Annotated in this window: 25 protein-coding genes; 3 read left to right on the forward strand and 22 right to left on the reverse strand. The window is 64.6% G+C overall.

The window, feature by feature from the left end; all coding sequences use genetic code 11:
* Positions 1-27 precede the first annotated feature (27 nt).
* Complete coding sequence (locus tag G3O01_RS42825) at positions 28-1,629, reverse strand: PAS domain-containing sensor histidine kinase (RefSeq protein ID WP_241024734.1); 1,602 nt, start codon at positions 1,627-1,629, stop codon at positions 28-30.
* 420 nt (positions 1,630-2,049) lie between these two features.
* Here G3O01_RS42825 and G3O01_RS42830 point away from each other — a divergent pair, with 420 nt between their 5' ends.
* Entirely contained in the window at positions 2,050-2,490 is a 441-nt protein-coding gene (locus G3O01_RS42830) for a response regulator (protein WP_205813532.1), read from the forward strand.
* 8 nt (positions 2,491-2,498) lie between these two features.
* Here the strand turns inward: G3O01_RS42830 and G3O01_RS42835 are convergent, their stop codons facing one another.
* The 21 genes from G3O01_RS42835 to G3O01_RS42935 form a co-directional block, all read right to left on the reverse strand.
* Complete coding sequence (locus G3O01_RS42835) at positions 2,499-3,155, reverse strand: biliverdin-producing heme oxygenase (protein ID WP_205813533.1); 657 nt, start codon at positions 3,153-3,155, stop codon at positions 2,499-2,501.
* A gap of 207 nt (positions 3,156-3,362) precedes the next feature.
* The gene (locus G3O01_RS42840) at positions 3,363-3,563 is read right to left on the reverse strand and encodes a CsbD family protein (protein ID WP_205813534.1); all 201 of its coding nucleotides are present in this window, start codon (positions 3,561-3,563) and stop codon (positions 3,363-3,365) included.
* Positions 3,564-3,661: 98 nt separating this feature from the next.
* The gene (locus tag G3O01_RS42845; RefSeq protein WP_205813535.1) at positions 3,662-3,871 is read right to left on the reverse strand and encodes a hypothetical protein; all 210 of its coding nucleotides are present in this window, start codon (positions 3,869-3,871) and stop codon (positions 3,662-3,664) included.
* Between the two features lie 132 nt (positions 3,872-4,003).
* A complete protein-coding gene (locus G3O01_RS42850) occupies positions 4,004-4,861 on the reverse strand; it encodes a 2OG-Fe(II) oxygenase (RefSeq protein ID WP_205813557.1) in 858 nt (285 codons plus the stop codon).
* A 91-nt stretch (positions 4,862-4,952) separates the two neighbouring features.
* Complete coding sequence (locus G3O01_RS42855) at positions 4,953-5,432, reverse strand: nuclear transport factor 2 family protein (protein ID WP_205813536.1); 480 nt, start codon at positions 5,430-5,432, stop codon at positions 4,953-4,955.
* Positions 5,433-5,606: 174 nt separating this feature from the next.
* The gene (locus tag G3O01_RS42860; protein WP_205813537.1) at positions 5,607-6,887 is read right to left on the reverse strand and encodes a patatin-like phospholipase family protein; all 1,281 of its coding nucleotides are present in this window, start codon (positions 6,885-6,887) and stop codon (positions 5,607-5,609) included.
* A 172-nt stretch (positions 6,888-7,059) separates the two neighbouring features.
* Positions 7,060-8,511, reverse strand: a complete 1,452-nt coding sequence (locus G3O01_RS42865; RefSeq protein ID WP_205813538.1) for a VWA domain-containing protein — start codon at positions 8,509-8,511, stop codon at positions 7,060-7,062.
* Positions 8,512-8,553: 42 nt separating this feature from the next.
* Positions 8,554-9,189 (reverse strand): TadE family protein, encoded by a 636-nt coding sequence (locus tag G3O01_RS42870; RefSeq protein WP_205813539.1) that lies wholly within the window; start codon positions 9,187-9,189, stop codon positions 8,554-8,556.
* A gap of 1 nt (position 9,190) precedes the next feature.
* The gene (locus G3O01_RS42875) at positions 9,191-9,715 is read right to left on the reverse strand and encodes a TadE family protein (protein WP_205813540.1); all 525 of its coding nucleotides are present in this window, start codon (positions 9,713-9,715) and stop codon (positions 9,191-9,193) included.
* A gap of 21 nt (positions 9,716-9,736) precedes the next feature.
* The gene (locus G3O01_RS42880; protein ID WP_205813541.1) at positions 9,737-10,717 is read right to left on the reverse strand and encodes a type II secretion system F family protein; all 981 of its coding nucleotides are present in this window, start codon (positions 10,715-10,717) and stop codon (positions 9,737-9,739) included.
* A gap of 47 nt (positions 10,718-10,764) precedes the next feature.
* Entirely contained in the window at positions 10,765-11,745 is a 981-nt protein-coding gene (locus G3O01_RS42885) for a type II secretion system F family protein (RefSeq protein ID WP_205813542.1), read from the reverse strand.
* A 20-nt stretch (positions 11,746-11,765) separates the two neighbouring features.
* Entirely contained in the window at positions 11,766-13,142 is a 1,377-nt protein-coding gene (locus tag G3O01_RS42890) for a CpaF family protein (protein WP_205813543.1), read from the reverse strand.
* 40 nt (positions 13,143-13,182) lie between these two features.
* On the reverse strand, positions 13,183-14,385 hold the full coding sequence (locus tag G3O01_RS42895) for an AAA family ATPase (protein ID WP_205813544.1): 1,203 nt from the start codon (positions 14,383-14,385) through the stop codon (positions 13,183-13,185).
* A gap of 91 nt (positions 14,386-14,476) precedes the next feature.
* Complete coding sequence (locus G3O01_RS42900) at positions 14,477-14,764, reverse strand: hypothetical protein (protein WP_205813545.1); 288 nt, start codon at positions 14,762-14,764, stop codon at positions 14,477-14,479.
* A gap of 32 nt (positions 14,765-14,796) precedes the next feature.
* Positions 14,797-16,884: a type II and III secretion system protein family protein gene (locus G3O01_RS42905; RefSeq protein ID WP_205813546.1), complete on the reverse strand. Its 2,088-nt coding sequence runs from the start codon at positions 16,882-16,884 to the stop codon at positions 14,797-14,799.
* Between the two features lie 82 nt (positions 16,885-16,966).
* Positions 16,967-17,806: a Flp pilus assembly protein CpaB gene (cpaB, locus tag G3O01_RS42910; protein ID WP_205813547.1), complete on the reverse strand. Its 840-nt coding sequence runs from the start codon at positions 17,804-17,806 to the stop codon at positions 16,967-16,969.
* Between the two features lie 65 nt (positions 17,807-17,871).
* Positions 17,872-18,321, reverse strand: coding sequence for a hypothetical protein (locus G3O01_RS42915; protein WP_205813548.1), 450 nt, complete (start codon positions 18,319-18,321; stop codon positions 17,872-17,874).
* Positions 18,322-18,628: 307 nt separating this feature from the next.
* Complete coding sequence (locus G3O01_RS42920) at positions 18,629-19,171, reverse strand: prepilin peptidase (protein WP_205813549.1); 543 nt, start codon at positions 19,169-19,171, stop codon at positions 18,629-18,631.
* A 91-nt stretch (positions 19,172-19,262) separates the two neighbouring features.
* Complete coding sequence (locus G3O01_RS42925) at positions 19,263-19,442, reverse strand: Flp family type IVb pilin (protein ID WP_205813550.1); 180 nt, start codon at positions 19,440-19,442, stop codon at positions 19,263-19,265.
* Between the two features lie 28 nt (positions 19,443-19,470).
* The gene (locus G3O01_RS42930) at positions 19,471-19,650 is read right to left on the reverse strand and encodes a Flp family type IVb pilin (RefSeq protein WP_205813551.1); all 180 of its coding nucleotides are present in this window, start codon (positions 19,648-19,650) and stop codon (positions 19,471-19,473) included.
* 25 nt (positions 19,651-19,675) lie between these two features.
* Positions 19,676-20,164 carry a hypothetical protein gene (locus G3O01_RS42935; protein ID WP_205813552.1) on the reverse strand — a complete coding sequence of 163 codons (489 nt, stop codon included), beginning with the start codon at positions 20,162-20,164 and terminating at the stop codon, positions 19,676-19,678.
* A 500-nt stretch (positions 20,165-20,664) separates the two neighbouring features.
* Here G3O01_RS42935 and G3O01_RS42940 point away from each other — a divergent pair, with 500 nt between their 5' ends.
* Together G3O01_RS42940 and G3O01_RS42945 are read left to right on the forward strand one after the other, a co-directional pair.
* Positions 20,665-22,185: a sigma-54 dependent transcriptional regulator gene (locus G3O01_RS42940; protein ID WP_205813553.1), complete on the forward strand. Its 1,521-nt coding sequence runs from the start codon at positions 20,665-20,667 to the stop codon at positions 22,183-22,185.
* 121 nt (positions 22,186-22,306) lie between these two features.
* Positions 22,307-22,666: MFS transporter (locus G3O01_RS42945; RefSeq protein WP_205813554.1), on the forward strand; the 360-nt coding region annotated here is incomplete at its 3' end.

Consider the following 22,666-nt stretch of genomic DNA (forward strand, 5'->3'; position numbering starts at 1 on the left):
CGCGTAAAAACTCGCGTTAATCAGCTTTCATCGATACAGCGGCAAGATCACGCGAAACGTCGCGCCCTGCCCGCGCCCGGCGCTTTCTGCCGTCACGCTGCCGTGATGCAGATCGACGAGGTGCTTGACGAGCCACAGCCCGAGCCCGAGGCCCGCCACGCGTCCGCCGCTTTCGGGATTGATCTGCTGGAAGCGCTCGAAAATCCGTGCGAGCGCATCGGGCTCGATACCGCAGCCCGTATCGCGCACACTCAGTTCCGCCTGGTGGCCGTTCACCGTCACGCCAAGCTCGACTTCGCCCTGCGCGCAGAACTTCACCGCATTCGACAGCAGATTCCACGCGATCTGCTTCATCCGGCTTTCGTCGGCCATCACCACGCAGGGCGCAAGCTCGCCGACCACGAGCCGCAGCCCTTTCGTCTCCGCCGTCATGCGGATATCTTCGGCGACGTTGCCCGCCAGCGCGCCGAGATCGACGGGCCGCAGGCTCACCGACAGTTTGCCCGTCGCGATCGCGCCGCTGTCCAGCAGGTCGTCGACCATGTGCGACAACTGATGCGCATTGCGTTCGATCACGCCCGCCGCGCGCGTCACGTGTGAGGGATCGGCGGCACGCTGCAGCAACGTGGTCCACGAGAGTATCGCGCCGAGCGGCGAGCGCAGTTCGTGACTCACGGCGGTGACGAAATGGTCCATCGCGCGCGCCACTTCGTCGCTGTGCTCTCTGGCGCGCTTTTCGGATTCGGCGATCGCACGCTGCTCGAGTTCGGCTTCCTTGCGCGACGTGATGTCGAGCGTAAAGCCGACGATCGCCTTCAGCGTGTCATCCGACTGATAACGGCCGAGGCCGCGCAGCAGAATCCAGTGCACCGAGCGATCGGGCCACGTGACACGAAACTCCACCTCGAAGTGCTCGCGCTGCGCGAGCGCGTGCGACATCGCTTCGTTCACGCGCACGCGGTCGGCTTCGTCGACGAGTTCGTCGAACAAAAGCGACTGCGTCAGGGTATCGGAGGGCGTGAGGCCGAGATTGACCTTGCATTGATCGGTGCCTTCCACGGCGCCCGTCGCCGGGTCCAGTTCCCATGCACCGACATGCGCGAACGCGAGCGCCTGGCGCAACTGCTCGCGATGCGCGCGCAATTCCGCATTCGCCTCGTCGACCAGCACCTGGCGCAGGCGCGCCTGCGAACGCAGCTTCGCGCGTTCGCGCTGATCGCGCTCGCTGGTCGCAATCGAGTCCGTCACATCCATCACGCACATGCCGATCATCGGCGCGCGCCCGTCGCCCGGATTGATGATCGAGGTGCGCACCTGCCAGTAATGCGGCGTCAGTTCGCCTTCGCGCTGGTTCGGCGCGGGCATGTCGTAGCGCAACAGCGGCGACAGGCGGGTCTCGCCGGGCGCGAGGCCGGGCAGCATCGAGTCGAGCCAGTTGCGCCGCAAATCGCGCTGCGATTGCGAGCCGAACTGGTTGATGTCGTAGATGGAAAGCCCGCGAATATCGGCAAGCGCGAGACCCTGCATGTTGCAGTAACGCGCGTTGGCGAGCAGGACGTGAAAGCGCTCGTCGAGAATCAGCCAGGCGTCGGGCAACAGTTCGAACACCTGCGTGGTGTCGACCGGCATCTCGGTGCACGGTTGGCTGGTTAGTCGGTCCATAGCCATGCAGTCTACCCGAAAGAAAGTGAACGCATGGACCCTTCCGCACACATCAGGCCACCCGCCGCCGTCTTCCCGACCTGGAATAATCGACATCGCGGCGCATCAGAACTTACAACGACGCTGTTACTTTTTGCGAATCGCCATCACTCGTAAGTCTCCTGCGAACGCGCTTCAATAAGAACTGCCCGGCGCCTTCGAATTCGCTGCAAGCCCCGCTGCACAAGCCGTGGCGCGATGCGGCTTCACGCCGCAAATCGCCTGCGAAGGCGCATGAACACGTCGTTTACTCAATTGGCACGGGTCATGCATGTGCCGAACCAATTAACGACGACCGTTCGCCTGCATCCGATTCCCGGCTGCGCGAGCTGAAGTCTGCCTGTACACATGGATTCGAACGCACTGTCGGACAGCCGTCTTCCCACCATCCTGCTCATCGACGACGAGCCGGATCTGCTGATCGCGTGGGCTCTTCTTCTCGAACTGGAGGGCTTTCACGTGCTGACTGCCTTCGAGCCGCGCAAGGGCGTGGAGCTCGCGCAACGCGTGCATCCCGCCCTCGTCATCACCGACCTGATGATGCCGGGCATGGACGGCGCAGAAGTGTGCCGCACGCTCAAGAGCGATCCCGAACTCGATGGCATGCCGGTGATCCTGTGGAGCGCTTCGCCCGATATTCCGGTCGACCTCGATTGCGAATGCACGCTGCACAAGCCGGTCGCGCGCGAGACGCTGCTCGGGCATGTCGATCTGCTGCTGCGCCGGCCGCAGCAAAACGGCGGGCACGGCGGACAAACCCGCGGCGCAGGCGATCAGTCGTTGAACTGAGCGCCGTTCTAGCGGCCGCTCAGTTCGCTCACTTCGCTCACTTCGCTCAGTGTGCCGGCTTCCTCGGCACGCGCAGCCGGAAGCAGAGCCAGCAGACGATCGAATGCCGCCTTCGCGCCTTCGCATGCGCGCCCGATATCGTGCGGCGCGACTACCTGTGTGCGCAACGAATCGATGAAAATTTTCCAGCGCGGTCCCGGCGGCACGCCATCGCCACTCAGATAACGCAACGGATGCGGCGCGAGCGCGTCGCGCAAACGCCGGTAAAGCACGGCACCGCCCAGTTGCGATCCCTCGATCACATAGCACACGCCCCAGCGGTAAGCGGCATCGGCGGCATCGGGCGCGGCGGCCGCATCACAGGTTTGCTCCACACTTGCGCGGGCATCGTCCAGATCCCGCTCGATCAGCGGCATGCGTGCAACGAACGGCAACGCGTGTTGCGGGCCATCGCTGAACTCCTTGAGCCAACGCTCCAGCGGAGCAAGCCAGGCCGCAACCAGTTGCAGATGCAAGCGATAGTCATCGAGCGTCGGGGCATCGGCGGAAAGCGGCATGGCCGAATCGATGAGCGCATGACGGCTACCGGTTGCTTCGCGCAACGCAGCGAGGACATCGGGAAAATCGTGGGAATCGTGGGAAAGCGGAGAAATCGGGAGACTCACGCGGGGTTCCAGTAGCAGATGGGTAGACGATCAATGAAGCGCACATTCTAAGGGTGCACGGACTCGCAATAAAAACGGGCCGCGTCGTAACGCGGCCCTGCGGACTTCGCCCGTCTGTTTATGCGCTCCCTATGTATTAACGGCGTTTCAATGCCGCGACGTCGAAACGGGACGGCACGGTACGCGCCGCCCGCTCCACGTTCGCGATCAGTGATGACGCTTCTGGTCTTCGCGCGCGACGTCCTTGGCGGCTTCCTTCGCATCGCCATACGACTTGCGCATTTCGCCGGCGCCTTGCTGCAGGTCGCCCTTCAGTTCCTGGCTACGGTTGCCCGTCGCCTTGCCGACTGCTTCATTGATCTTGCCCTTCACCTTTTCGGCCGTGCCCTTCACCTGGTCCTTGTTCATGGCTGACTCCGTCTGGTTACGCCGACGCAACGGTTGCGCCAGTCATCCGAAGTAGAGCATCCGTTGTGCCCGACCCGCGCACATGCATGCACATGCACTCAGCCGACTTCCGGTGCGCGCGTTTCGAGTGCCCGCAACAGGTCATCCAGCTTGCGGGCGCGCTTGAGCTGCGACGGCACCAGACGCGCCGAGAGCACGGCATTGAGCCGGTTGCGCCAGTAGGTCAGCGGAAAACGATGCTCGGCGGCCATGTGGCTGAGCACCCGCTCCAGATGTTGCAGCTCGCTTTCCAGTTGATAGTTGTCCATAGTGGGTCCCCGGTATTCTGTTTCATTCGGAGGGGCGTACGCGTGGCGCCCGTCGCTTTTGAAATGGCCACGCCTGCGCTGGTGGTCATCCAGCACCCGCCATACCCGAATTCATCGCGCGTTTCAGCCGCGCTAGACGTAAGGACGCTCGCGCATCCACTTCGTCATGATCCATTTTTCGCCGCCCGTGACGGGCGCGCCGCCGTGCAGCGTCAATGGATCGAGCTGGCGCTGGCCGTTCATGTAGCGAAAGTAGATCGCGCCGCCCTGCCGCGCCATCACGGCCAGCCCCGCATCCGGAAACACCGTTTCCCCGCCGCTCTCGACGTCGCTCAGATAGACGATCAGCGTCGCCACCCGCTGGCCGCCGCGCGCCGTGTGCAGCACGCTGCCGTTCTGGCCGGGCGGAAAATAGTCGAAATGCGGCCGGTATTCGCCGCCCTGTGTGTAATGCAGGATTTGCAGGCCTTCGCCGTGTTCGAGCGGCCAGTTCATCAACGCGGAAATGCGCCGGTCCAGCCGTTCGATGAACGCGTCCTCGCAGCGCTGAAACCAGAAGCCTTCGCTGGTGCGCAGCTGGATCACGTCTTCGCGGCCGTTGTCGGGATTGACGGTGGTCGAGCGTTTCAAACGATGCCGCGCGCGCTCGATCAGCTCGGCGCACTCTTCGGCCGACAGCACGTCGTCGAATGCAATCACCTGCGGGCGGTCGAAGCGCACCCGCACGGCCACGTCGCGGTCATGCGCGTGGATCGTGTTGCCCTCCGCGACGGGACAGACATCGTAGTCATACGCGCGCGCTTCGTCCGCGGGCGACACGACCGTGGCCACCTGCGCAACTGTCGCCGACGCCGCGCGGCGCACGATCTCCTGTGCCGCGACCATCTCGAATCCGGCCTGTACCATCGACTCGACCATCGATTCCTGCGTGCATCCGCGGCTCACGTTGGTCGCCAGCCATTCCTGCCATGCAGCATCTACTTCGCGCATCACGCCCTCACTGCTTCGTTGTCGCGCCCACCAGCCCTAACGTGGCAGGCTCGACGCGGTCATGCCCATTGACTGCTGCTACATGCTTGCCTCATGCCGCTGCCGGCTTCGCGCGCCATGCGGCCAGCCCGCGCTTCGCCTGCGCTCGGATCGCGTTCTGCACAAACGGCGTCCAGCCGAGCAGCGCGCCCTTCGCGCCCAGCGCCTGACCCGCCCAGCGCCACAGATCGAAACGGTCGCGATGCTCGACAATCAGTCCGTCGCGAAACACGAAGCGCGCGTCGATGGGATTGATCACCTTCCGGCCCGTCTGGCTGAACAGGTAGCTCGCGACCCAATGCGCGCTGCCGCTGTCGTCGTCGGCGCTGACGTGGCTGAAGGCCAGCGTAAACTCCTGCGCGCGCGACACCAGCATGCGCCACATATCGGTCACTTCGCCGCCGTGCAGTTCGCCGAACACGGGGTCGCTGAACGTCACATCGGGCGCGTAGCACGCCGCCATCGCATCGACATCGCGCCGCTGGAATGCTTCATAGAAACGTTCGATCACTGCTGCATTGGGATGCGTCATATCGGTCTTGTGGTTGCCGTTTTTGTTTGTCTGTCTTCGCCCGTCCAGCCGCCCCGCATTGCAACGCGGCATGCTGTGCCCGGCACTGTTCGATCAAGGTACAACACGCCTGCGCGCTTGCGCAATCGTTCAGATGTGTCGCCGTCTTACGCGTCTTCCACGTCCTTCGCGCGATCAGACAGCGTCGGGGTCCGAGCGATGGATCGCGATGCCTTCCATCGGGTCGGGCTCCGCGCGCCACGGCGCGCGTTCGATCATCCGTTGCGCGTCGGCGTAACCCGCTTCCCAGCGCCGCCGGATGCCGTCCTTCGAAAAGTCGATGTCCTTGTGCAGATCGTCGCGCCCGAAGTCCGGCGCGTCGAGCTCGATCACCTGCATCGTGGTGCCGCAGCCCCAGCCCAGCAGTTCCTTGACGGCGGCTGTTTCGCGCTGGTCCTCGGGCAGATGCGTGCCGAGTTCGCGGATCACATGCCGCAGCCGGTGAATCTGCCGCTGCCGTTCGAGATGGCTTTCCGCGCGGCTCGAATACTGGATGTCGCGCTGACGGCTCATCGCCTGCTGGATCGACGCGGGCTCGTCGCCATGCGCGGGCCACAGCTGCACGGTGAAGATCACGGAACTGTGGCGCGGCCGGTCATCGAGGACGGCTTCGAGCGGCGTGTTCGAATAGATGCCGCCGTCCCAGTACGCCTCGCCGTCGATACGCACTGACGGAAAACCCGGCGGAAACGCCGCCGACGCCATCACATGCTCGACATCGAGCAGCGCGTCGCGGTTGGTGAAATAGCGCATCTGGCCGCTGCCCACGCCGACCGTGCCGACGGTCAGCCGCGTGTGTTTGCTGTTCAGATAATCGAAGTCGATCAGCGACGCGAGCGTCTCGCGCAGCGGCGCGGTGTGATAAAACGCGGCCCGTTCGATCCCGACGGGTGTTTGCAGCGCGAGCCACGCGTCGGCGCGCGGCGTGAAGAAAGCGGGCAAGCCCTGCGTCATGATCGACAGGTTGCGCAGCCATTGCTCGTAACCGGGAATCCATGCGGCCCATGCGGTGGCCAGGTACGCGGGCAGCCCGAGCGCGGCACAGGCGGGCCCGCAGGCCGCCAGCCAGTCCGGTGCGTGCTGCGCGCCCGTCCACGTGACGCGTTCCCAGAACGTGCGCAGCCGGTTCATCCGGTCCGCGGGCGGGTTGCCCGCGATGATCGCGCCGTTGATTGCGCCGATCGACGTGCCGATCACCCAGTCGGGTTCGATGCCTGCATCGTGCAGTGCTTCGAATACGCCAGCCTGATACGCGCCCAGCGCGCCGCCGCCTTGCAGCACGAGCACGACCTGCGCATCGATTTCAGGGTGCCCGGACGGGCCCGGCGTTTCCCCGCTCTTGCGTGGCCGCGTGGAAGCGCGCGAAGCCTGCGCAGAGGGCTGCGCGGGTGCGTGCGGCGCGGATTTCTTGACCATCGTGCGTCCCCGTCGATAAACGAAGCGTTTGTCAGGAGGCCCGCTGCGCGAGCCGCGGGCAGTCACACGATAGCGCACCTTGATTGCCCGCGCACTTCAAGGCGCGGGCTTTGACGACGGTGTTGCAGCACGCGCGCCTGTCACGGCAGCGTCACTGTTTGATGCGCGGCCGCTACCTGGCGATCCGCAGAATGGCGGAAGCCAGCTGTGCGTAGCATGGCTTGATGGCGTCGACGGTCGCAGCGTAGCAATACACGCCAACAGGCTGCTTCGGGTTATAACAGCGGCTGGGGCCGTCGGCGACATTGGCGATGCATTTGAGGATGTCCTGCCCGTATTCGTTGTCGGGTCCTTTAGGCACCGTCAGATAAGGTCCGTAGCCAAGCGCGAACACATAAATACCCTCATCGCGCGCCTTGCTGGCCATGGCCTCGAGCAAATTGCGCGATGCGCGATTGACGTTCTGGTATTTGATCTGCACGTTCGTGAAGTTGGTTGCCTGCATGGCCGAGGTATTGTTGGCAGGGTTGATGTAGGGCATCTGGTTGTTCACCACGCGCGGCGAATTTGTGATGATCGGAATCACCGAGTCGGCGTCCTGGGCTGCGTGCAAATCGTAGTTTGCGGGCAGATTCGCGATATTGTTGGCATTCGCGTCGTAACAGCCGCCCGTCATGTTCGCGCTCTGCTTTGACATGTCCGCCAGACCGCCCGGATTATCGCCGTAGGGATTTTTTGACTTCGACAATACCGGTTTGTCGTCGCCCGACTTGATCGTGTTCGTATTCGAGCTGCACGTATAGCCGGTCGCAATGGGGAATTTCGCTGAAAAGCTGTTCGGCGCGCCGTCCGAGAAGAACACGATGACACGCAGGCTGGACGGCTGCGTAATCACGTGGTCGAGTTGATACTTCGCGTTCCATAGCCCCTCGACGGAATTGGTATTGCCTCCAAAGCTATAGCCGTTGATCTTGTTCGTCATCGTCGTGCGATCGAAGCCGCGGCTCTGGTCGCTCTTGAACGGCACATCGACGACGGTACCCGTCGCGAAGTGCATCAGCGAAACGCGGTCGGTCGACGTATTGAAGTTGTTGAGGAACGAGACCGAACCTGCACGCACAGCGGCCTGCGTCGTCGTGTCGCTCATCGAGCTCGTCACGTCGACCACGAACGACATATCCAGATCGCGCCGGATCGCTTCGCCCGAGGTCGCGACATTGAGTATCTTGAAGCCCTGAATCTGCATCAGCGTCAGCGGCACGCTCGCCTGTGCATCGAGATCGATCGTCACGGTGCCTTTGCTGATGTTGACCGACGGCGCGCTGAGCGTCGCTGTCGAACCGAGAAAACCCTGCGGATAGTTCGCTGCGAAAAATGCGTTCGCCGCCGTGGTCGCGTTGGTGATCTGCTCGGCCTGGCTCGCGCCGCGCGTGACGGCCTGGCCTGCCGCGATCAATGCGCCGTCTACCGCGGAATCGAGCCGCGCCTTGATCATGTAGCCAAGGCCCGCGTCGATCGCGAGGCCGGCCACGCCAAGCAGCGCAACCAGCGACACGGCCACCAGTATGCTGACCGAACCTCGCTCGCGCCTCGCTGCGCGCGTCGTTCTTCTGAGAGTTTTCATCGCATCCCCCGTGCTTCTCAACGCTTTTTGTATTGGCGCGCTTCAGAACACGCTCATCGCATACAGATCCGGCGACAGCGCGGGCGTCGTGACGCCGCCGCCCAGGCTGATCGCGCCAATCAGCGGCGGCTGCACGTAAAACGCCTCGACGGCGTACGCGATCTGCCCGTCGGACAAACTGCCTTTGAGCAGATTGACGGGCTGCGCCGGCGTCTTGCCGCCAAGGTTGTTGCACCCGCCGGAGCCGTCGGTAGCCCATGCCGTACCCGCCGTCCCGCAGTTCCAGATCTTGCTGGCCGCGCCGCCGTCGCTGCCGCCCGTCCACTTCCATTGCGCGACGACCGTGCCCGTGCAGCCGTTGCCTTTGGCGTCGCAGCCTTGCGAGCCGATGATCTGCGTGATGTAGATCATGCCGTTCGCGCTCATGCTCAGCGGCGGCGTCGTGGCCGCGAGCGACGACATGATCGTCTGCATCGGGAAGGTGGCCGCCGCGCGCGACGACAGGTTCGCGCCTTCGCGGCTCACGTTGATCAGGATCATCTGCGCCTGGATGTTGCGCGCGATGTCGTAGAGCGGCAGCGCGATGCCGAGCAGAATGGGCAGCAGCAACGCGAACTCGACGCTGACGATGCCCCGCGTCCTGCGCCGCCGCCCTGTGAGCCGTGGTCTCGTCTTCATGTCAGAAGCCCTCGTTGCGCATGGTCGCGGCGACACTGAAGTTGAAGAAGCCGCCGGGAAAGAACGAGCGGATCATCGGCGTGATCATCGGCCACGCGCAGTTGATCTGCAGCACGACGATGTCGCCGGGATTGCCGAACATGTTCGCCGTGTAGCTCGCGTTGTCCGAATAGCTCTGCGCCTTGCCGTTGTTGACCGTGATCGCGTAGCTCGGGTTGACAAGGGAATAGAGGCCCATCGACTGTTCCCGGATCTCCTCGATCACGGCCAGATAGCGCTGCGGATTCTTCTGGTCCGGGTCGAGCCCCGTCTGCCCCGTCACCGCGTAACGCGCACCTTCGCGCACCGCATATTGCATGGTCAGGTTCACCCATAGCGCAATGCCAAGATCCATCACCATGCACAGCAGAAAAAACAGCACGGGTGCGATGAACGCAAACTCGACCGTCGCGACGCCCCATTGACGGCGACGTCCGCGTGACCGGCGCGCGCCGGTTGTTCGCAGATGAGGACGCGTGGTTTTCATCGTGTCTCTCCCGCAGTGGGTTCAGTGCATGCCGCCCATGGTCGGCAGCAGTTGCCGCGCGACGTTCATCGCGGCCGGGCCGATCAGCACCAGGATGAGCGTCGGGAAGATGCAGAACATCAGGGGAAACAGCAGCTTCAGCGCGATCTTCGCCGCCTGCTCTTCCGCACGCAGACGGCGCTTGGTGCGCAGCGCGTCGATGAACACACGCAGCGAATCGCCGACGCTCGTGCCGAAACGGTCCGCCTGGATCAGCATCGACGTGAGCGTGTCGATGTCCTCGACGCCCGTGCGCAGCGCGAGATTGCGCAAGGCCTTGTCGCGTCCCGCGCCGGCGCGCAGCTCCAGCAGCACCAGTTCGAGTTCCTCCTTCAGCGCGTGGCTCTTCACGCCGATTTCCTCGGCAACGCGCTGCATCGCCGCGTCGAGCCCGAGACCCGCTTCGACGCACACCGTCATCAGATCGAGCGCGTCGGGCAGGTCTTCGAACAGGCTGCGCTGGCGCGCCTGGACGAGGCGGTTCAGCACCACGTTCGGCAGGTAAAACCCAAGTGCCGCCATCGACAACGTCGCCATCAGCAGAAACTTCTGCGCGTCGGCGCCGGCAAACAGCGTGATGCCGATCAGCGCAAGCGCGGGCAACGCAAGCGCGAGCAGCGTCTTGGCCGCGAAGTAGATTGCGGGCGCGCTTTCGCTGCGCAGGCCCGCATTGGCGAAGCGCCTACGCAACGCGGACTTGTCCCAGTCGTCCTTCGGCAGCGACAGCTTCGCAACCTGATGCGAGACCTTCGCCACCGTTTCCATCCACGCGGGGCTGTCCTCGCCGTCTGCGCCTGGCGCACCGGGCGCACCGGGCACACCCATCGCGCCCGCCGACGAAGCCGCAATGCCATCGATACGGCGCTTCAGCGGATCGGGACGCAGCAGCGACATCGCCTTCCACGCTGCGCCGAACACGATCACGAACATCGCGGCCAGCAAGGCAATCTGTTCGGTTTCCATGATTTCCCCGTTATGTTGCGTTCGTTATCGTTCGTTCTGGTCTGTGGCTACACGCGGATGCGTACCGTCTTACGCAGCCACAGGATGCCGAAGGCCATCATTCCCAGCCCCAGCCCCGCGATCTTCTGGCCGGTCGGGTCTTCCCAGAACACCTTGCAGTAGCCAGGATTGAGCACCGACAGCGCAGCGATCACGACGAACGGCAGCAGTCCCAGAATCCACGCGGACAGCCGCCCTTCCGCCGACAGCACGCGCACCTTGGCAAGCAGCTTGAGCCGCTCGCGGATGATGCCGGCGATGTTGCCGAGAATCTCCGCGAGATTGCCGCCCGCTTCACGCTGGATCAGCACCGCGATCACGAAGTAGCGCACGTCGTCGACAGGTACGCGGCTCACGAGATTCATCAGCGCGTCGTTCATCGACACACCGTAGTTGATCTCGTCGAACGCGATGCGGAACTCGCCGCCGAGCGGCTGCGGCAGTTCGTCGCCGACCATGCCGAGCGCTGCGGGAAACGAGTGCCCGGCGCGCAAGGCGCGGGCGATCAGGTCGGCAGCATCGGGCAACTGGCGCTCCAGATGCACGATGCGCTTCGCGCGCTTGCCGCGCAGATACGTGAGCGGCAGCAGCGCGCCCGCGCCCGCCACGGCCAGCGCGATGGTGAACGGCAGATGCATGGCGCCGAGCCCGAACATCAGTCCCGCGACCGCGAACACCGCCGTATAGCCGACAAAGCGCCCCACCGACCAGCTCAGCCCCGACTGCTGCAGATACAGATCGAGCAGATGCACGCGCGGCATGTGCATCAGCACGCGCGTCAAGGTCGGCGATTCGCTCAGCAGGCGCTGCTTGAGAATCGACATCTGTTCGCCGCTCACGTGGCCGCCCGCCGACATCGCGCGGATGCGCGCATCCATCCGCTTGACGGCCGGCCCGTGCCGGCTGTTCCAGTACAGGTATACGCTCTCGATCAGGAGCACGATCGCGACGAAGCCGAGAACCGCGAACGCCAGCAGTGTCGTATCCATGTTGGTCTCCAGAGCGTGCGTCAGACTTCGTAGCGCCGCGACGGATCGAACATCTGATCCGGCAACGCGAGACCGAACGCGGCAAGCCGGTCGGCGAACTTGGGCCGCACGCCCGTTGCGCAGAAATAGCCCTTGACCGTGCCGTCCTCGGCAACGCCCGTGCGCTTGAACGTGAAGATTTCCTGCATGTTGATGATCTCGCCTTCCATCCCGGTGATTTCCTGGATGCTCATCAGCTTGCGGCGGCCGTCCGTGAGACGCGACGCCTGCACGACCACCGTAATCGCCGACGCGATCTGCTGGCGCATCGCCTTGATCGGCATCGTCAGTCCCGCCATGCCGACCATGTTTTCGAGGCGCGTGAGCGCGTCGCGCGGCGTGTTCGCGTGCAGCGTCGCCATCGACCCTTCGTGGCCCGTGTTCATCGCGTGCAGCATGTCGAGCGCTTCGGCGCCACGCACTTCGCCGAGCACGATGCGGTCGGGGCGCATCCGCAACGCGTTCTTCACCAGCGAGCGCTGCGAGATTTCGCCCTTGCCTTCGATATTCGGCGGCCGCGTTTCCAGCCGCAGGACGTGTTCCTGGCGCAGCTGCAGTTCAGCGGCGTCTTCGATCGTGACGATGCGCTCGTCGTTGGGAATGAAGCCCGACAGCAGGTTGAGCATGGTCGTCTTGCCGCTGCCCGTGCCGCCCGAAATCAGCACGTTGAGCTTGGCCTTGATGAGCGCTTCGAGCAGTTGCGCCATCGCGGGCGTGAAGCTCTGGTTCTTCACCATGTCGTCCACTTTCAGCGGATTCACGGCGAAGCGCCGGATCGACACCAGCGGCCCGTCGATCGCGGACGGCGGAATGATCGCGTTCACGCGCGAGCCGTCAGGCAGGCGCGCGTCGACCATCGGCGTCGATTCGTCGATGCGCCGTCCGACACGCGACACGATGCGCTCGATGATCTTCATCAGATGCGCGTCGTCGAGGAACGTGATGTCGGTCAGTTCGAGCTTGCCGCGCCGCTCGACGTACACATGCTGCGACGTGTTGACCAGAATGTCCGACACGGTGGGATCGGCGAGCAGCGGTTCGAGCGGGCCGAGGCCGAACATTTCGTCGTGCACGTCCTGCGCGAGACGGCGGCGTTCAAGTTCGTTCATCGGAATCTTGTCTTCATCGACGATGCGCTCGACCAGTTGCGCGAGTTCGCGCCTGATCTGCTCGGGGGTGAGACGTTGCAGCTTGTCGAGCTCGACGCGGTCGATGATCTTTTCGTGCACGTTCATCTTCAGCAGCTGATAGGCGCGCCGCGCGGCGATGCTCTCGGCGCTGTTGCCGCTTGCCGCGGCATGCGTCGCGTCGGACGGCATCAAGCCGCTTTGCAGTTTCAGTTGATCGCGCAATGACATGGTGTCGCTCCCCGGTTCCCGTTGAATGGCGCGCGCCGCTTCAGTGATTGGTCTTCAGCTGCGGCACGTCGCGCGGCTTCGATGCGAACAGACGCGCGAGGCCGCCTTTCTTCTCTTTCTGCGGCGCGGGCCACAGCGTGTGCGCGAAGGCGACGATGTCCTGCGCGAGCGCGCTGCCCTTCGCGATGCTCATGATGGGCAAGCCCTGATCGAGCGCCGCGCCCGCATGCTTGTCGTCGCGTGCGAAGCGATGCGCGACGCCTGCGCCAAAGCTTTGTTCGAACGCCTGCAGATCGACGGGCGCATGCTTGTCGTACTGGTTCACGAGCACGCTGACCTTGCCCGTCGCGTATCCGAGCTCGTGAAAGATGTCGAGCATGCGGCGGCCCGCGCGCAGATACAGCACGCTCTGGCGCACCAGCATGCAGATGCGGTCGCTCTGGTCGAGCACGTGAATCGCGAGCGGATTGATACCCAGACCGAGATCGACGATGACCGCGTCGTACTGCGTGCGCGCGAGCGCCAGCACGCGGTCGAGCTGCGCGGGACGCAGTTCGCCCGCGCGGATCGGGTCGCCCGCGCCCGCGAGCACGTCGAGGTTGTCGCTCACGTGCATCACGCACGCATCGAAAAACGCGTTGTCGAGCCGGTCGATCTGCGCGCACAGTTCGGCAAGCGTGGCCGCAGGTGTCTGGTCGGACAGCAGCAGGCTCGCGTCGGCGAACTGCTGGTTGGCATCCACGAGCAGCACGCGCTTGGCGCGCTGCGTCGCGAGTGCGTGCGCGAGGTTCATCGCGATGAAGGTCGTGCCCGTGCCGCCCTTGCAGGAAGTGAGCGACACGATGCGCCCTTCGCGCCGTGTGGCCGCCGTCTTCTTGCCCCACACGTGCGAGAGTTCGGCGGCGAATGCCTGCGCATCGAGCGGCCACGGCAGCACGTGGCGCACGCCTGCGCGCATCGCCGCCATCAGCAGCGCGGTGGAAGGCGCGGGCGTCACCAGCATGCAATTCAGCTGCGGCACGTGCGACACGGCTTCTTCGATCGCCGCCATGTCGTGCGGCTCCAGATCGACGTCGTCGACGATCAGCAGATCCGCCGTCTTGATGGCGGCCGCGTGCACGCGCAGCTGCCGCACCGAACCGTGCGCCGCCCGCACGCGATGCGCGACGCCGCACCCTTCCAGCAACTGCTCGATCTGGTGCGAGCGGTCCGGGCCCGATGAGATGAGGAGGATGTCGATCATGTTCTGTCTCCGCGTGCAGGGCGTGGGTAGCGTGCGTGAGTGGCGCTGGCGCGCGGCCGTCGACGACGCGCGCCAGCCGTTCGTCAGGTCATCAGTTCGAGCCGGGCAGTCCGACCGCGAACACGTTGATGGGCGGCGGCGGCGTCGTGTACGACTTGGCGTAGTTCTTCTGGATCGCCTGGGCCGTCGGGCCGTCGACGCCCGCCACCGGATCGGTATTCATGCCCGCGTTCGGGTTGAGCGTCTGCATCTCCCGGAGCTGCGAGACGGAGCTGCCGAAGGTCGCGTCCCAATGCGGCGTCGAGGTCAGGCAGCCGCCGAGCGTGAGGCTCGCCGCTGCGCACAGCGACGCACGGATCAATGTCTGGATGGTTTTCATGTCGGTCTCCAGGTGTTCGTCAGAGTCGCCGCTTATTGCGTGCGGCCGTCGTCGTTGGCTTGCCGCGCTTCCTGCGTGGCGGGCCGGGCGGATGTCGACGCCACGGCTTCCGGTGCGATCGGCTGGGCGCTCACGCTCGCCGTCTGCACCGCGGCTGCGTGCACGGTGTTGTCGGCCGGTTCCGTGCGGGTGACGGGCGCCATGCCATTGCTGCCGTCGCTGCCGTTGCCGTCGTTGGCGTTCCCCGGCGTGCGCGGCGTGCCGGGCGCGCGGATCGCATCCGATACCGGCTGCGTGCGCTCGGGTGCCGGCACCGGCTGCGGCGCGCTCGCGCCTTGCGAGGTGATGACAGGCGTCAGGACCACGGGTGCTGCCGGGCCTGTGGTAGCGATCGCCCCGCCCTTCACCGGAATCGGCGACGGGATCGCGGCACCCGTCGACGGTTGCGCGGGTTCGACGGCCGGTTGCGGCTTCTTGCCTTCCATGTTGCCCGTGAAGAACACGCCGGCTTCCGTGACCTTGCCGAAGTGGTCGGTCGGCAGCGGATAGTTCTGCGGCAGCGGCTTCGCCAGACGCGGCGTGACGACGAACACCAGTTCCGTCTTGTCTTCCTGGAAGTTCGTGCTACGGAACAGCGCGCCGAGCACGGGCACTTCGCCGAGACCGGGCAGGCCCTTCAATGTGCCCGTCACGTTGCTCTTCATCAGGCCGCCGATGGCGAAGCTCTGGCCGTCGTACACCTGCAGCGTGGTCGATGCGCGGCGTGTCGTGATGAGCGGCAGCACGGCCGTCGTGCTGACAGTGCCCGCCGTCACGGCGACGCCCGTCGGCGAGAGCTCCGACACTTCCGGCGAGACCTTCAGATTGATGCGGCCGTTATCGAGCACGGTCGGCGTGAAAGTGAGGCCCACGCCGAAGGTCTCTTCCTGCAGGATGATCGTCGAGCCGCCCGTGCCGTTGCTTTGCGGCACCGGGATGAACACCTTGCCACCCGCGAGGAAGCTGGCTTCCTGGCCGCTGATGGCCATCAGGTTCGGTTCGGCGAGCACCTTGACGAGCTGGTCGGTCTTCTGCGCGTCGAACGCAAAGTTGAGCGGCTTGTTGTTCGCCTTCGAGCCGATCAGCGCACCCATGCCGCCCGACAGGAAATCGGCGAGCAGGCCGAAGCTCCAGCTGCCCGTGCCGCCCTGGATGTTGGCCGCCATGCCGAGCTGGTCGATCAGCGTCTTCGACACTTCGGCGACCTTCACTTCGAGCATCACCTGCTGCGGCGCGGCCACGTGCATCATGTTGACGATGCGCTCGTTGTTGCCGTTGCCCGATGCGCCGGCCGGCTTCATCACGGCGGGAATCATCGCGCCGCCTTGCGCGCCGCCCGTATTGGCAGCGACCGGCACGGGCGCCGCCGAGCGCGCCACATAGGCGCGTGCCAGTTCGACGATGCGCTCGGCCTTCACGGAGTCCGATACCGTGCCCGTCAGCACGAGCGTGTCGGCGGCAGCTTTCACCTGCACGCCCGTTTCTTCGGGCATCAACACGGCAAGCGTCTGCTGCAGGCCGCCGGGATCCGCGCCGACGGCGACGTCGATGATCGTGCACGAGCCGCTGCGGCCCTGCACGATCATGTTGGTCGTGCCGACATCGGTGCCCAGCAGATAGAGGGTTTGCGACGACACGAGCATCGCCTGCACGATCGACGGATTGCCGACCGTGCGCGTCTTCACCGACTCGCGGACATTCACCATCGTCGATTTGCCGACGGGAATCGTCACGCTTTGATGGTCGGCGATCGTGCCCGTGCAGTTCGGGCCGCGGCCGCCCTGCATCGCGCCCGCGGCAGCGGCCGGCGCAGCGCCGCTCATGCCGATGGTCAGATGCACGGCGCCGCTATTGGACGCCAGGTTCATCGGCAGCGGTACCGGGCCTTGCTGCATGACCTCCTGGCTGACGGCCTGCGCGGCGGGCAGTGCCCACAGCGCCGCGCCGATCAGCCCGCAGGCGCTCGCCTGGATCAGGCGCGTACCGCGCACAGCGGACTTCGCGTTGCGGATGCCGCGTTGTGCTTGCATCGTTTCGCGCTCACGCGTGGCACGCGCGCGCTGGTTCTCTGTGGCCTTCATGTCCTTCCCCCGTATTGGCGCCGTTGTCTGGTCTCGTCACGGCTTGCGGTTTTGTCCGGCTTGCGCCTGATCTATGTGCCGCTCAAAAGCATTCCTGTCTCGACTGCGATCCGTCGATCACGCTCACGCAGTTCGACGGCGCCCGTGCGACGATCTTGCGCACCACCGGCTTCGGCGCGGGTGCAGCGGGTGCGGGCGGCGCGGCGACGGGAATCTTCAGCAGCGACGCCTTGGTCGCGCCCGCCGTCGTCGTATCCTGCGGATCGACCTGGTTGCGCAGCACGAGCGACAGCGAACCGATGCTGCGCGCGAGGTCGATCTTCTCGGCCTGTTCGGGCGTGACTTCGAGCGTCACGGCGTCGACGACCTTCGGCTTGGTTTCGTCGCGGCCCACTTCCTGCGCGACGGCCAGCACGAGAATCTTTTCGAGCACGATCTTCGAGATGTTCTGGTCGCGTCCCGTCGTGCCGCCGTCCTTGTTGTCCTTCTCGGTGTTCACGAGGATGTCGACGTAATTGCCCGGCAGCGCGAAGCCCGCCACGCCGATCACGTCGTTCACGCGCACCGTGATCGCGCGCTTGCCCTCGTTGATCACCGCCGACAGGCCGCCGACCGTGCCGACCGGCGAGAGCTTCGCCTCGAGCACCGGCTCGCCGCGCGCGAGGCTCGTCTTCAGCACCCGGCCTTCGAGCTTCTTCACGTCGTTGAAGGTGCCGGTGGGAACGCTGCCCGACGGCCAGTCGGATACCTTCAGCATGTCGGGCGAGACGCGCTGGCCGAGACTCATATCGGCCGATGCGATCACGACCTTGGTCGTCGACGTCGACGACTGCTGGACCATCCAGCGCGCCGCGAACACCACGGCCGCAAGACCGGCCGCCGTCGCGACGAGCAGCATCAACAACGCGCGAGCGTTCTTCATGTCGTTCTCCTGACTCTCGCCGTCCGCGACGGCGCTTGAGGGATCGTGTTACGAGGATGAGGGGGTCAGTCCGTCAGATCGCGGTCGCCATCGCGACAGGACTGGTTGTATGCATCGTCTTCGTCTGCGTAACCGATGCGCTGGGGCATCGGCAGTTGCAAGGCGAGGCGCGGTTGCCCGGCGAGTTGTGCGCGGCGTTGCGCGTCGCGCTTTGCGACCCACTGCGCGACAACGAGTTCGTCGAGCAGCGCAAGCAGTTCGCGTTCGCGCTGCCGGCTGCCCGCCAGGGCGAGCAGCGCGCGCTGGCGCAGATGAATCGCGGGATTGGTCGAATGGTGCAGTGCCGGTGCTGCGTCCACGTAGTACAGTGCGTACGCCGTGGACGCGGCCTCCGTGCATTGCGGCCGGTTCTGGCTGCCGGCTTCGTTGCCGCTGCTCTGGTCTGCCAGTGCAGAGCGGCTCCCCCGTGTTCCCCGTACATCGGCCGTCGTGCGGCCTGAATCGTTCGTCTTCATCACTTCCCCCGTATCTGGCCGGCCTTCCTTCGAAGGCTCTTTGTCCAGGTGGACAACCCCGTGTCCACACCCCGTTCCTGGCTTTGCTTCAAGCCTTTCTGCGAAGGCTCACTGCTGGTTCCTGCCACCGCCGCTGCGTCGTTGTGCTGCGTTTTCTGTTGTTCTTTTCGGGGCTTCGGCTGTTGTCCGCCGTTGGCCTCCTGTTATGGTCTTTATCGTTTTGATTTCCTGCCCTGATTCACCTGCTGGCCCCGCTGCTACTTCCTCGTAGAAAACTGTCTGTTTGTTCGCTGCTTCTGTCGCGCCTTCATATGCTCGCAAACAGCGAGAGCATCGTGCCGATCGCGATGGCCACGCCGTATGGCAGCGTGCCCGCTGTTGCCCGTCTGGTTCTTTTCCCTGTCTCGCCTTCGTTCGGCGCACCGCTCGCCGGCATCGATACGTCGATCAACGCGGCCGCCATGTTGTGCAGCCCCGCTCGCATCTGCCGATGCCGCAGCATCTCGAAGAGCGCCCACACGCCGCCGACTGCACACGCCATGATTGCTGCCTCAAAGGCGCCACTTCCACCGCAAAAACATCCGACTGCCGCCATCAACTTCACGTCCCCGGCGCCCATCATCCGTAACAGGTAACCGGGGAGCAGCACGGCACCGCCCGTGAGCACGCCAGCTGCCCAGAATTTCATCCCATCGACCGTGCCATGCAGCGCGCACTGCACCGCGAACCCCACACCCAGGCCAATGACGACCAGCCAGTTCGGAATTCGCCGCGCGTGCAGGTCGTAGATCGCTGCAACCACGACCAGCGCCAGCACGCATGGACCAACCGGGAAAGGCACGCCGTTCATCGAAAGCTCCGTTGGGTTGGGTTGTCGAAAATTCGCCGCCCTGCCAGCGAACACATCTGAACCAGGCAAGGGCGACGGTCGTCGTCACTTGTCAGGTCTTCGGAATCGCCGCCAACTTCTTCTGGATAGTTGAGAAGACATCGTTCAGGTTTCCGCCGATCAGGCCGACCGTCGTGATGATGGCGACAGAAATCAACCCGGCGAGCAGGCCGTATTCGATTGCCGACACGCCGTCTTCTTCGCGCAGGAACTGTTGGATCGCGTTTTTCATGGTTTCCTCCGGTATGTACGCTTGGGTATCAGGTCGTCGGTACAGCGGCGAGTTTCTTCTGGATAGTCGAGAAGACATCGTTCAGGTTTCCGCCGATGAGACCGACCGTCGTAATGATCGCCACCGCGATCAGCCCGGCCAGCAGGCCGTATTCGATCGCCGACACGCCGTCTTCTTCGCGCAGAAACTGGTTGATTGCGTTCTTCATGGTTTCCCCCGTAGGAAATGAGATGTCACATGGTCGCCGCGCCCCATGCGCATTGACCTTTAAAGCCGCCCTCTCGGACGGGATACAACCGGCTGGCACCGCCGAAGGTGTCGTCATGGTCGCGAATGGCCGTACGCTGTACGAACCATTCGCGCCACTTTCTGCCGACGTCCGCCCCCCATTGGCTCCGCCGCCCCCGCAGTCGCATCTGGCTAACCCCGGCCGCGACTGCGAAGTACTGTGCTGCTGTCGGAGACTTCCTTTGGCCTTGCTTTCCGGCAGCAGCGTTGTTCGTCGTGACTGCCATATCGCAACGGGTGTGCCATGTGCCCGCAAACCCTTGTCGCGCCGTGATCGAGTCGTCGCGCAACGCGGATTTCCAGTCGCCTGCGGTGCCCGATGTTGCGTCCCCGTAACGTGTTTTCGAAACGCCGCGGGCATGTTCGCGATGCCACATAGCCGCCTGGAACCAGTCAAAAATGCGGTCAATCAGTCCGCAAAGCCCCGAGGACATAGGCTCCCGGTCAGAACTACCGGTTAGCGCGCGTCGCGAAAAGGTCAGAAGAACCGATTGTCAAATGTGTCGCAGAGTTGAGATTGCGGGAGCCGTGCGGCGGCAAACGTGGCTCAGCATTGCGTGGCAAGGAATCGCGTGATGGGAGCAGACTCGGGGAAAGCGCTGGCGGACCCGGACGACAACGTTTTTAAGCACCGGTATTAATTGCTGAAGCGACCCGTCCACATCCAGATTTACGCCTATACGAGGCCCGCGAGCTTTCATTTATCTTTGTTCTCACCACACGATTCATGCGACGATAAATTCGTGTTGCGAAGCATGTGCGCATGCGGGACATTGCGGCGCCCATGACCCGCATGTAGAAAAATCGAAAAATTCAGGGGGTTCGCATAGACGAACCCTCAAAAGACCAATGTGTTTTGCCGTAGTACAAGGATCACTGGCCTTGCGGCATCATAGGCATCACGCGCAGGGCCAACGTCCAACCCGGGGGTAACATGAATTCCACCAGCACAACCGGCGCTTCCGACCGCACCGTGCTTTGCATGGCATCGACGCCCGACGAAGCACTGGCAGCCTTCCTCGGCGCAGCCGGGTGGCAGGTCGTGCACGCCAGAACCACAGCTGCGGCGGAAAAGCTGCTCGACCGCGGCGACATCAAGGTCGGCCTCGTCACGCTGCCCGACGACGTCACGCAGCAGCAGCTGTCGGCGCTCGAAGCCTGCATGCGTCACGGCGAAGCCAACTGGATCGCGCAGATCGCACCCGGCCAGGCCACGGACGAACTCACCAGCCGCTTTATCCTCGATTACTGCTTCGACTTCGTCACGGCGCCTTGCCTGAACGACCGGCTGATCTTCGCACTCGGCCATGCGCATGGCCTGTCCAACCTGCGCCGCGCGAGCTTCCGGCCGCAGCCGTCGCTCGGCGCGCACGGCATGGTCGGCCATTGCGAGCCGATGCAAAAGCTGTATCGCCGGATCGACAAGTGCGCGCAAACGGATGCGCCCGTATTCATTGCGGGTGAATCGGGCACGGGCAAGGAACTGACCGCACGCGCGGTGCACGACGGTTCGTCGCGCGCGCAGCAGGAATTCGTCGCGATCAATTGCGCGGCGATCCCGCCAACGCTGTTGCAGGCCGAGCTGTTCGGCCACGAGCGCGGCGCGTTCACGGGCGCGCTGCAACGCAAGATCGGCCGGATCGAGCATGCGAATAACGGCACGCTGTTCCTCGACGAAATCGGCGATATGCCGCACGAATGCCAGGCCGTGCTGCTGCGCTTCCTGCAGGAAGGCACCATCGAGCGGCTGGGCGGCAACGCGCTGATCAAGGTCGATGTGCGCGTGATCTCGGCGACGCACGTGAATCTCGAAGCCGCCGTCAAGGACGGACGTTTCCGCGCCGACCTGTATCACCGGCTATGCGTGCTGCGTCTGGAAGAGCCGCCGCTGCGCGAACGCGGCAGCGACATCCGCCTGCTCGCCGACTACGCACTGAGCATGTACCGGCAGGACGGCACGCACAAGATTCGCGGTTTCTCGAGCGGCGCGGTGGTCGCGATGTCGAACTACGACTGGCCCGGCAACGTGCGCGAGCTGATCAACTGCGTGCGCCGCGCCGTCGTGATGGCGGAAGGCCGCTTCATCACGGAAGCCGATCTCGGCTTGCCGGAAGTGTCCGGCACGCGTGCGAAGACGCTCGCCGAAATCCGCACGCAGGCGGAGATCGAGGCCATCGAAGAAGCGCTGCGACGGCACGGCCACAATCTGTCGGGCGCGGCGGCCGACCTCGGCGTGTCGCGCGCCACGTTGTACCGGCTGATGAACGCGAACCGCATGAACCCCGACGCCAACCCGATGCGCTCGATGCGCCGCGCGGGCAGCGAAGGCCGCACCGACGGCGGCGCCGATGACGGCGCGAACGGCGGCTCGGGCTCGAACAGCGCGGACGATGATGGCGACAGTGATGCGGGCCCGCACAGGGCCCGCGCCGTTGCAGCCGTATCAGCAAGCTGAACCACTGACTGCCGCTCGATCGCAAAGCAGCCTTCATGCCGTTCGGCCGATGCTGAACGGCTAGCCGCCTGACGTGTCCATTGCATTGTCGACCCGCACCGCAATGGAGTGGACGCCCGTCATGTCCGAGCACGCTTCTCTCGACCCCTCACGCGACAAGCCGCACGCCTTTCCCGCCCAGGCCAGCCCGTGCGACGATCTCGCGATCCGCGCGCAACCCGCCGCGCCCCTGCCGTGCCGCCACAAGCGCCTCGCGCTCGGCGCGACCATCCTCGGCTCCAGCATGGCGTTCATCGACGGCTCGGTCGTCAATGTCGCGCTGCCCGCCATCCAGACCGAAATCGGCGCAAGCGTCACGGCCATGCAATGGGTCGTCAACGCCTACCTGCTGCTGCTCGGCTCGCTGGTGCTGGTCGGCGGCGCGCTGGGCGACAAGCTCGGTCGGCGCACCGTGTTCGTGGCGGGCATCGTGCTGTTCACG

Source organism: Burkholderia sp. Ac-20365 (assembly GCF_017104715.1).
In the GTDB taxonomy this organism is placed as follows: domain Bacteria; phylum Pseudomonadota; class Gammaproteobacteria; order Burkholderiales; family Burkholderiaceae; genus Paraburkholderia.

What these genes read in the sequence shown, in the direction of transcription:
- G3O01_RS42825 (WP_241024734.1), bottom strand. Translation starts at nt 1,629, where the DNA reads ATGCCGGTCGACACCACGCAGGTGTTCGAACTGTTGCCCGACGCCTGG.
- G3O01_RS42830 (WP_205813532.1), top strand. Translation starts at nt 2,050, where the DNA reads ATGGATTCGAACGCACTGTCGGACAGCCGTCTTCCCACCATCCTGCTC.
- G3O01_RS42840 (WP_205813534.1), bottom strand. Translation starts at nt 3,563, where the DNA reads ATGAACAAGGACCAGGTGAAGGGCACGGCCGAAAAGGTGAAGGGCAAG.
- G3O01_RS42845 (WP_205813535.1), bottom strand. Translation starts at nt 3,871, where the DNA reads ATGGACAACTATCAACTGGAAAGCGAGCTGCAACATCTGGAGCGGGTG.
- G3O01_RS42850 (WP_205813557.1), bottom strand. Translation starts at nt 4,861, where the DNA reads ATGCGCGAAGTAGATGCTGCATGGCAGGAATGGCTGGCGACCAACGTG.
- G3O01_RS42855 (WP_205813536.1), bottom strand. Translation starts at nt 5,432, where the DNA reads ATGACGCATCCCAATGCAGCAGTGATCGAACGTTTCTATGAAGCATTC.
- G3O01_RS42860 (WP_205813537.1), bottom strand. Translation starts at nt 6,887, where the DNA reads ATGGTCAAGAAATCCGCGCCGCACGCACCCGCGCAGCCCTCTGCGCAG.
- G3O01_RS42865 (WP_205813538.1), bottom strand. Translation starts at nt 8,511, where the DNA reads ATGAAAACTCTCAGAAGAACGACGCGCGCAGCGAGGCGCGAGCGAGGT.
- G3O01_RS42870 (WP_205813539.1), bottom strand. Translation starts at nt 9,189, where the DNA reads ATGAAGACGAGACCACGGCTCACAGGGCGGCGGCGCAGGACGCGGGGC.
- G3O01_RS42875 (WP_205813540.1), bottom strand. Translation starts at nt 9,715, where the DNA reads ATGAAAACCACGCGTCCTCATCTGCGAACAACCGGCGCGCGCCGGTCA.
- G3O01_RS42880 (WP_205813541.1), bottom strand. Translation starts at nt 10,717, where the DNA reads ATGGAAACCGAACAGATTGCCTTGCTGGCCGCGATGTTCGTGATCGTG.
- G3O01_RS42885 (WP_205813542.1), bottom strand. Translation starts at nt 11,745, where the DNA reads ATGGATACGACACTGCTGGCGTTCGCGGTTCTCGGCTTCGTCGCGATC.
- G3O01_RS42890 (WP_205813543.1), bottom strand. Translation starts at nt 13,142, where the DNA reads ATGTCATTGCGCGATCAACTGAAACTGCAAAGCGGCTTGATGCCGTCC.
- G3O01_RS42895 (WP_205813544.1), bottom strand. Translation starts at nt 14,385, where the DNA reads ATGATCGACATCCTCCTCATCTCATCGGGCCCGGACCGCTCGCACCAG.
- G3O01_RS42900 (WP_205813545.1), bottom strand. Translation starts at nt 14,764, where the DNA reads ATGAAAACCATCCAGACATTGATCCGTGCGTCGCTGTGCGCAGCGGCG.
- G3O01_RS42905 (WP_205813546.1), bottom strand. Translation starts at nt 16,884, where the DNA reads ATGAAGGCCACAGAGAACCAGCGCGCGCGTGCCACGCGTGAGCGCGAA.
- cpaB (WP_205813547.1), bottom strand. Translation starts at nt 17,806, where the DNA reads ATGAAGAACGCTCGCGCGTTGTTGATGCTGCTCGTCGCGACGGCGGCC.
- G3O01_RS42915 (WP_205813548.1), bottom strand. Translation starts at nt 18,321, where the DNA reads ATGAAGACGAACGATTCAGGCCGCACGACGGCCGATGTACGGGGAACA.
- G3O01_RS42920 (WP_205813549.1), bottom strand. Translation starts at nt 19,171, where the DNA reads ATGAACGGCGTGCCTTTCCCGGTTGGTCCATGCGTGCTGGCGCTGGTC.
- G3O01_RS42925 (WP_205813550.1), bottom strand. Translation starts at nt 19,442, where the DNA reads ATGAAAAACGCGATCCAACAGTTCCTGCGCGAAGAAGACGGCGTGTCG.
- G3O01_RS42930 (WP_205813551.1), bottom strand. Translation starts at nt 19,650, where the DNA reads ATGAAGAACGCAATCAACCAGTTTCTGCGCGAAGAAGACGGCGTGTCG.
- G3O01_RS42935 (WP_205813552.1), bottom strand. Translation starts at nt 20,164, where the DNA reads ATGTCCTCGGGGCTTTGCGGACTGATTGACCGCATTTTTGACTGGTTC.
- G3O01_RS42940 (WP_205813553.1), top strand. Translation starts at nt 20,665, where the DNA reads ATGAATTCCACCAGCACAACCGGCGCTTCCGACCGCACCGTGCTTTGC.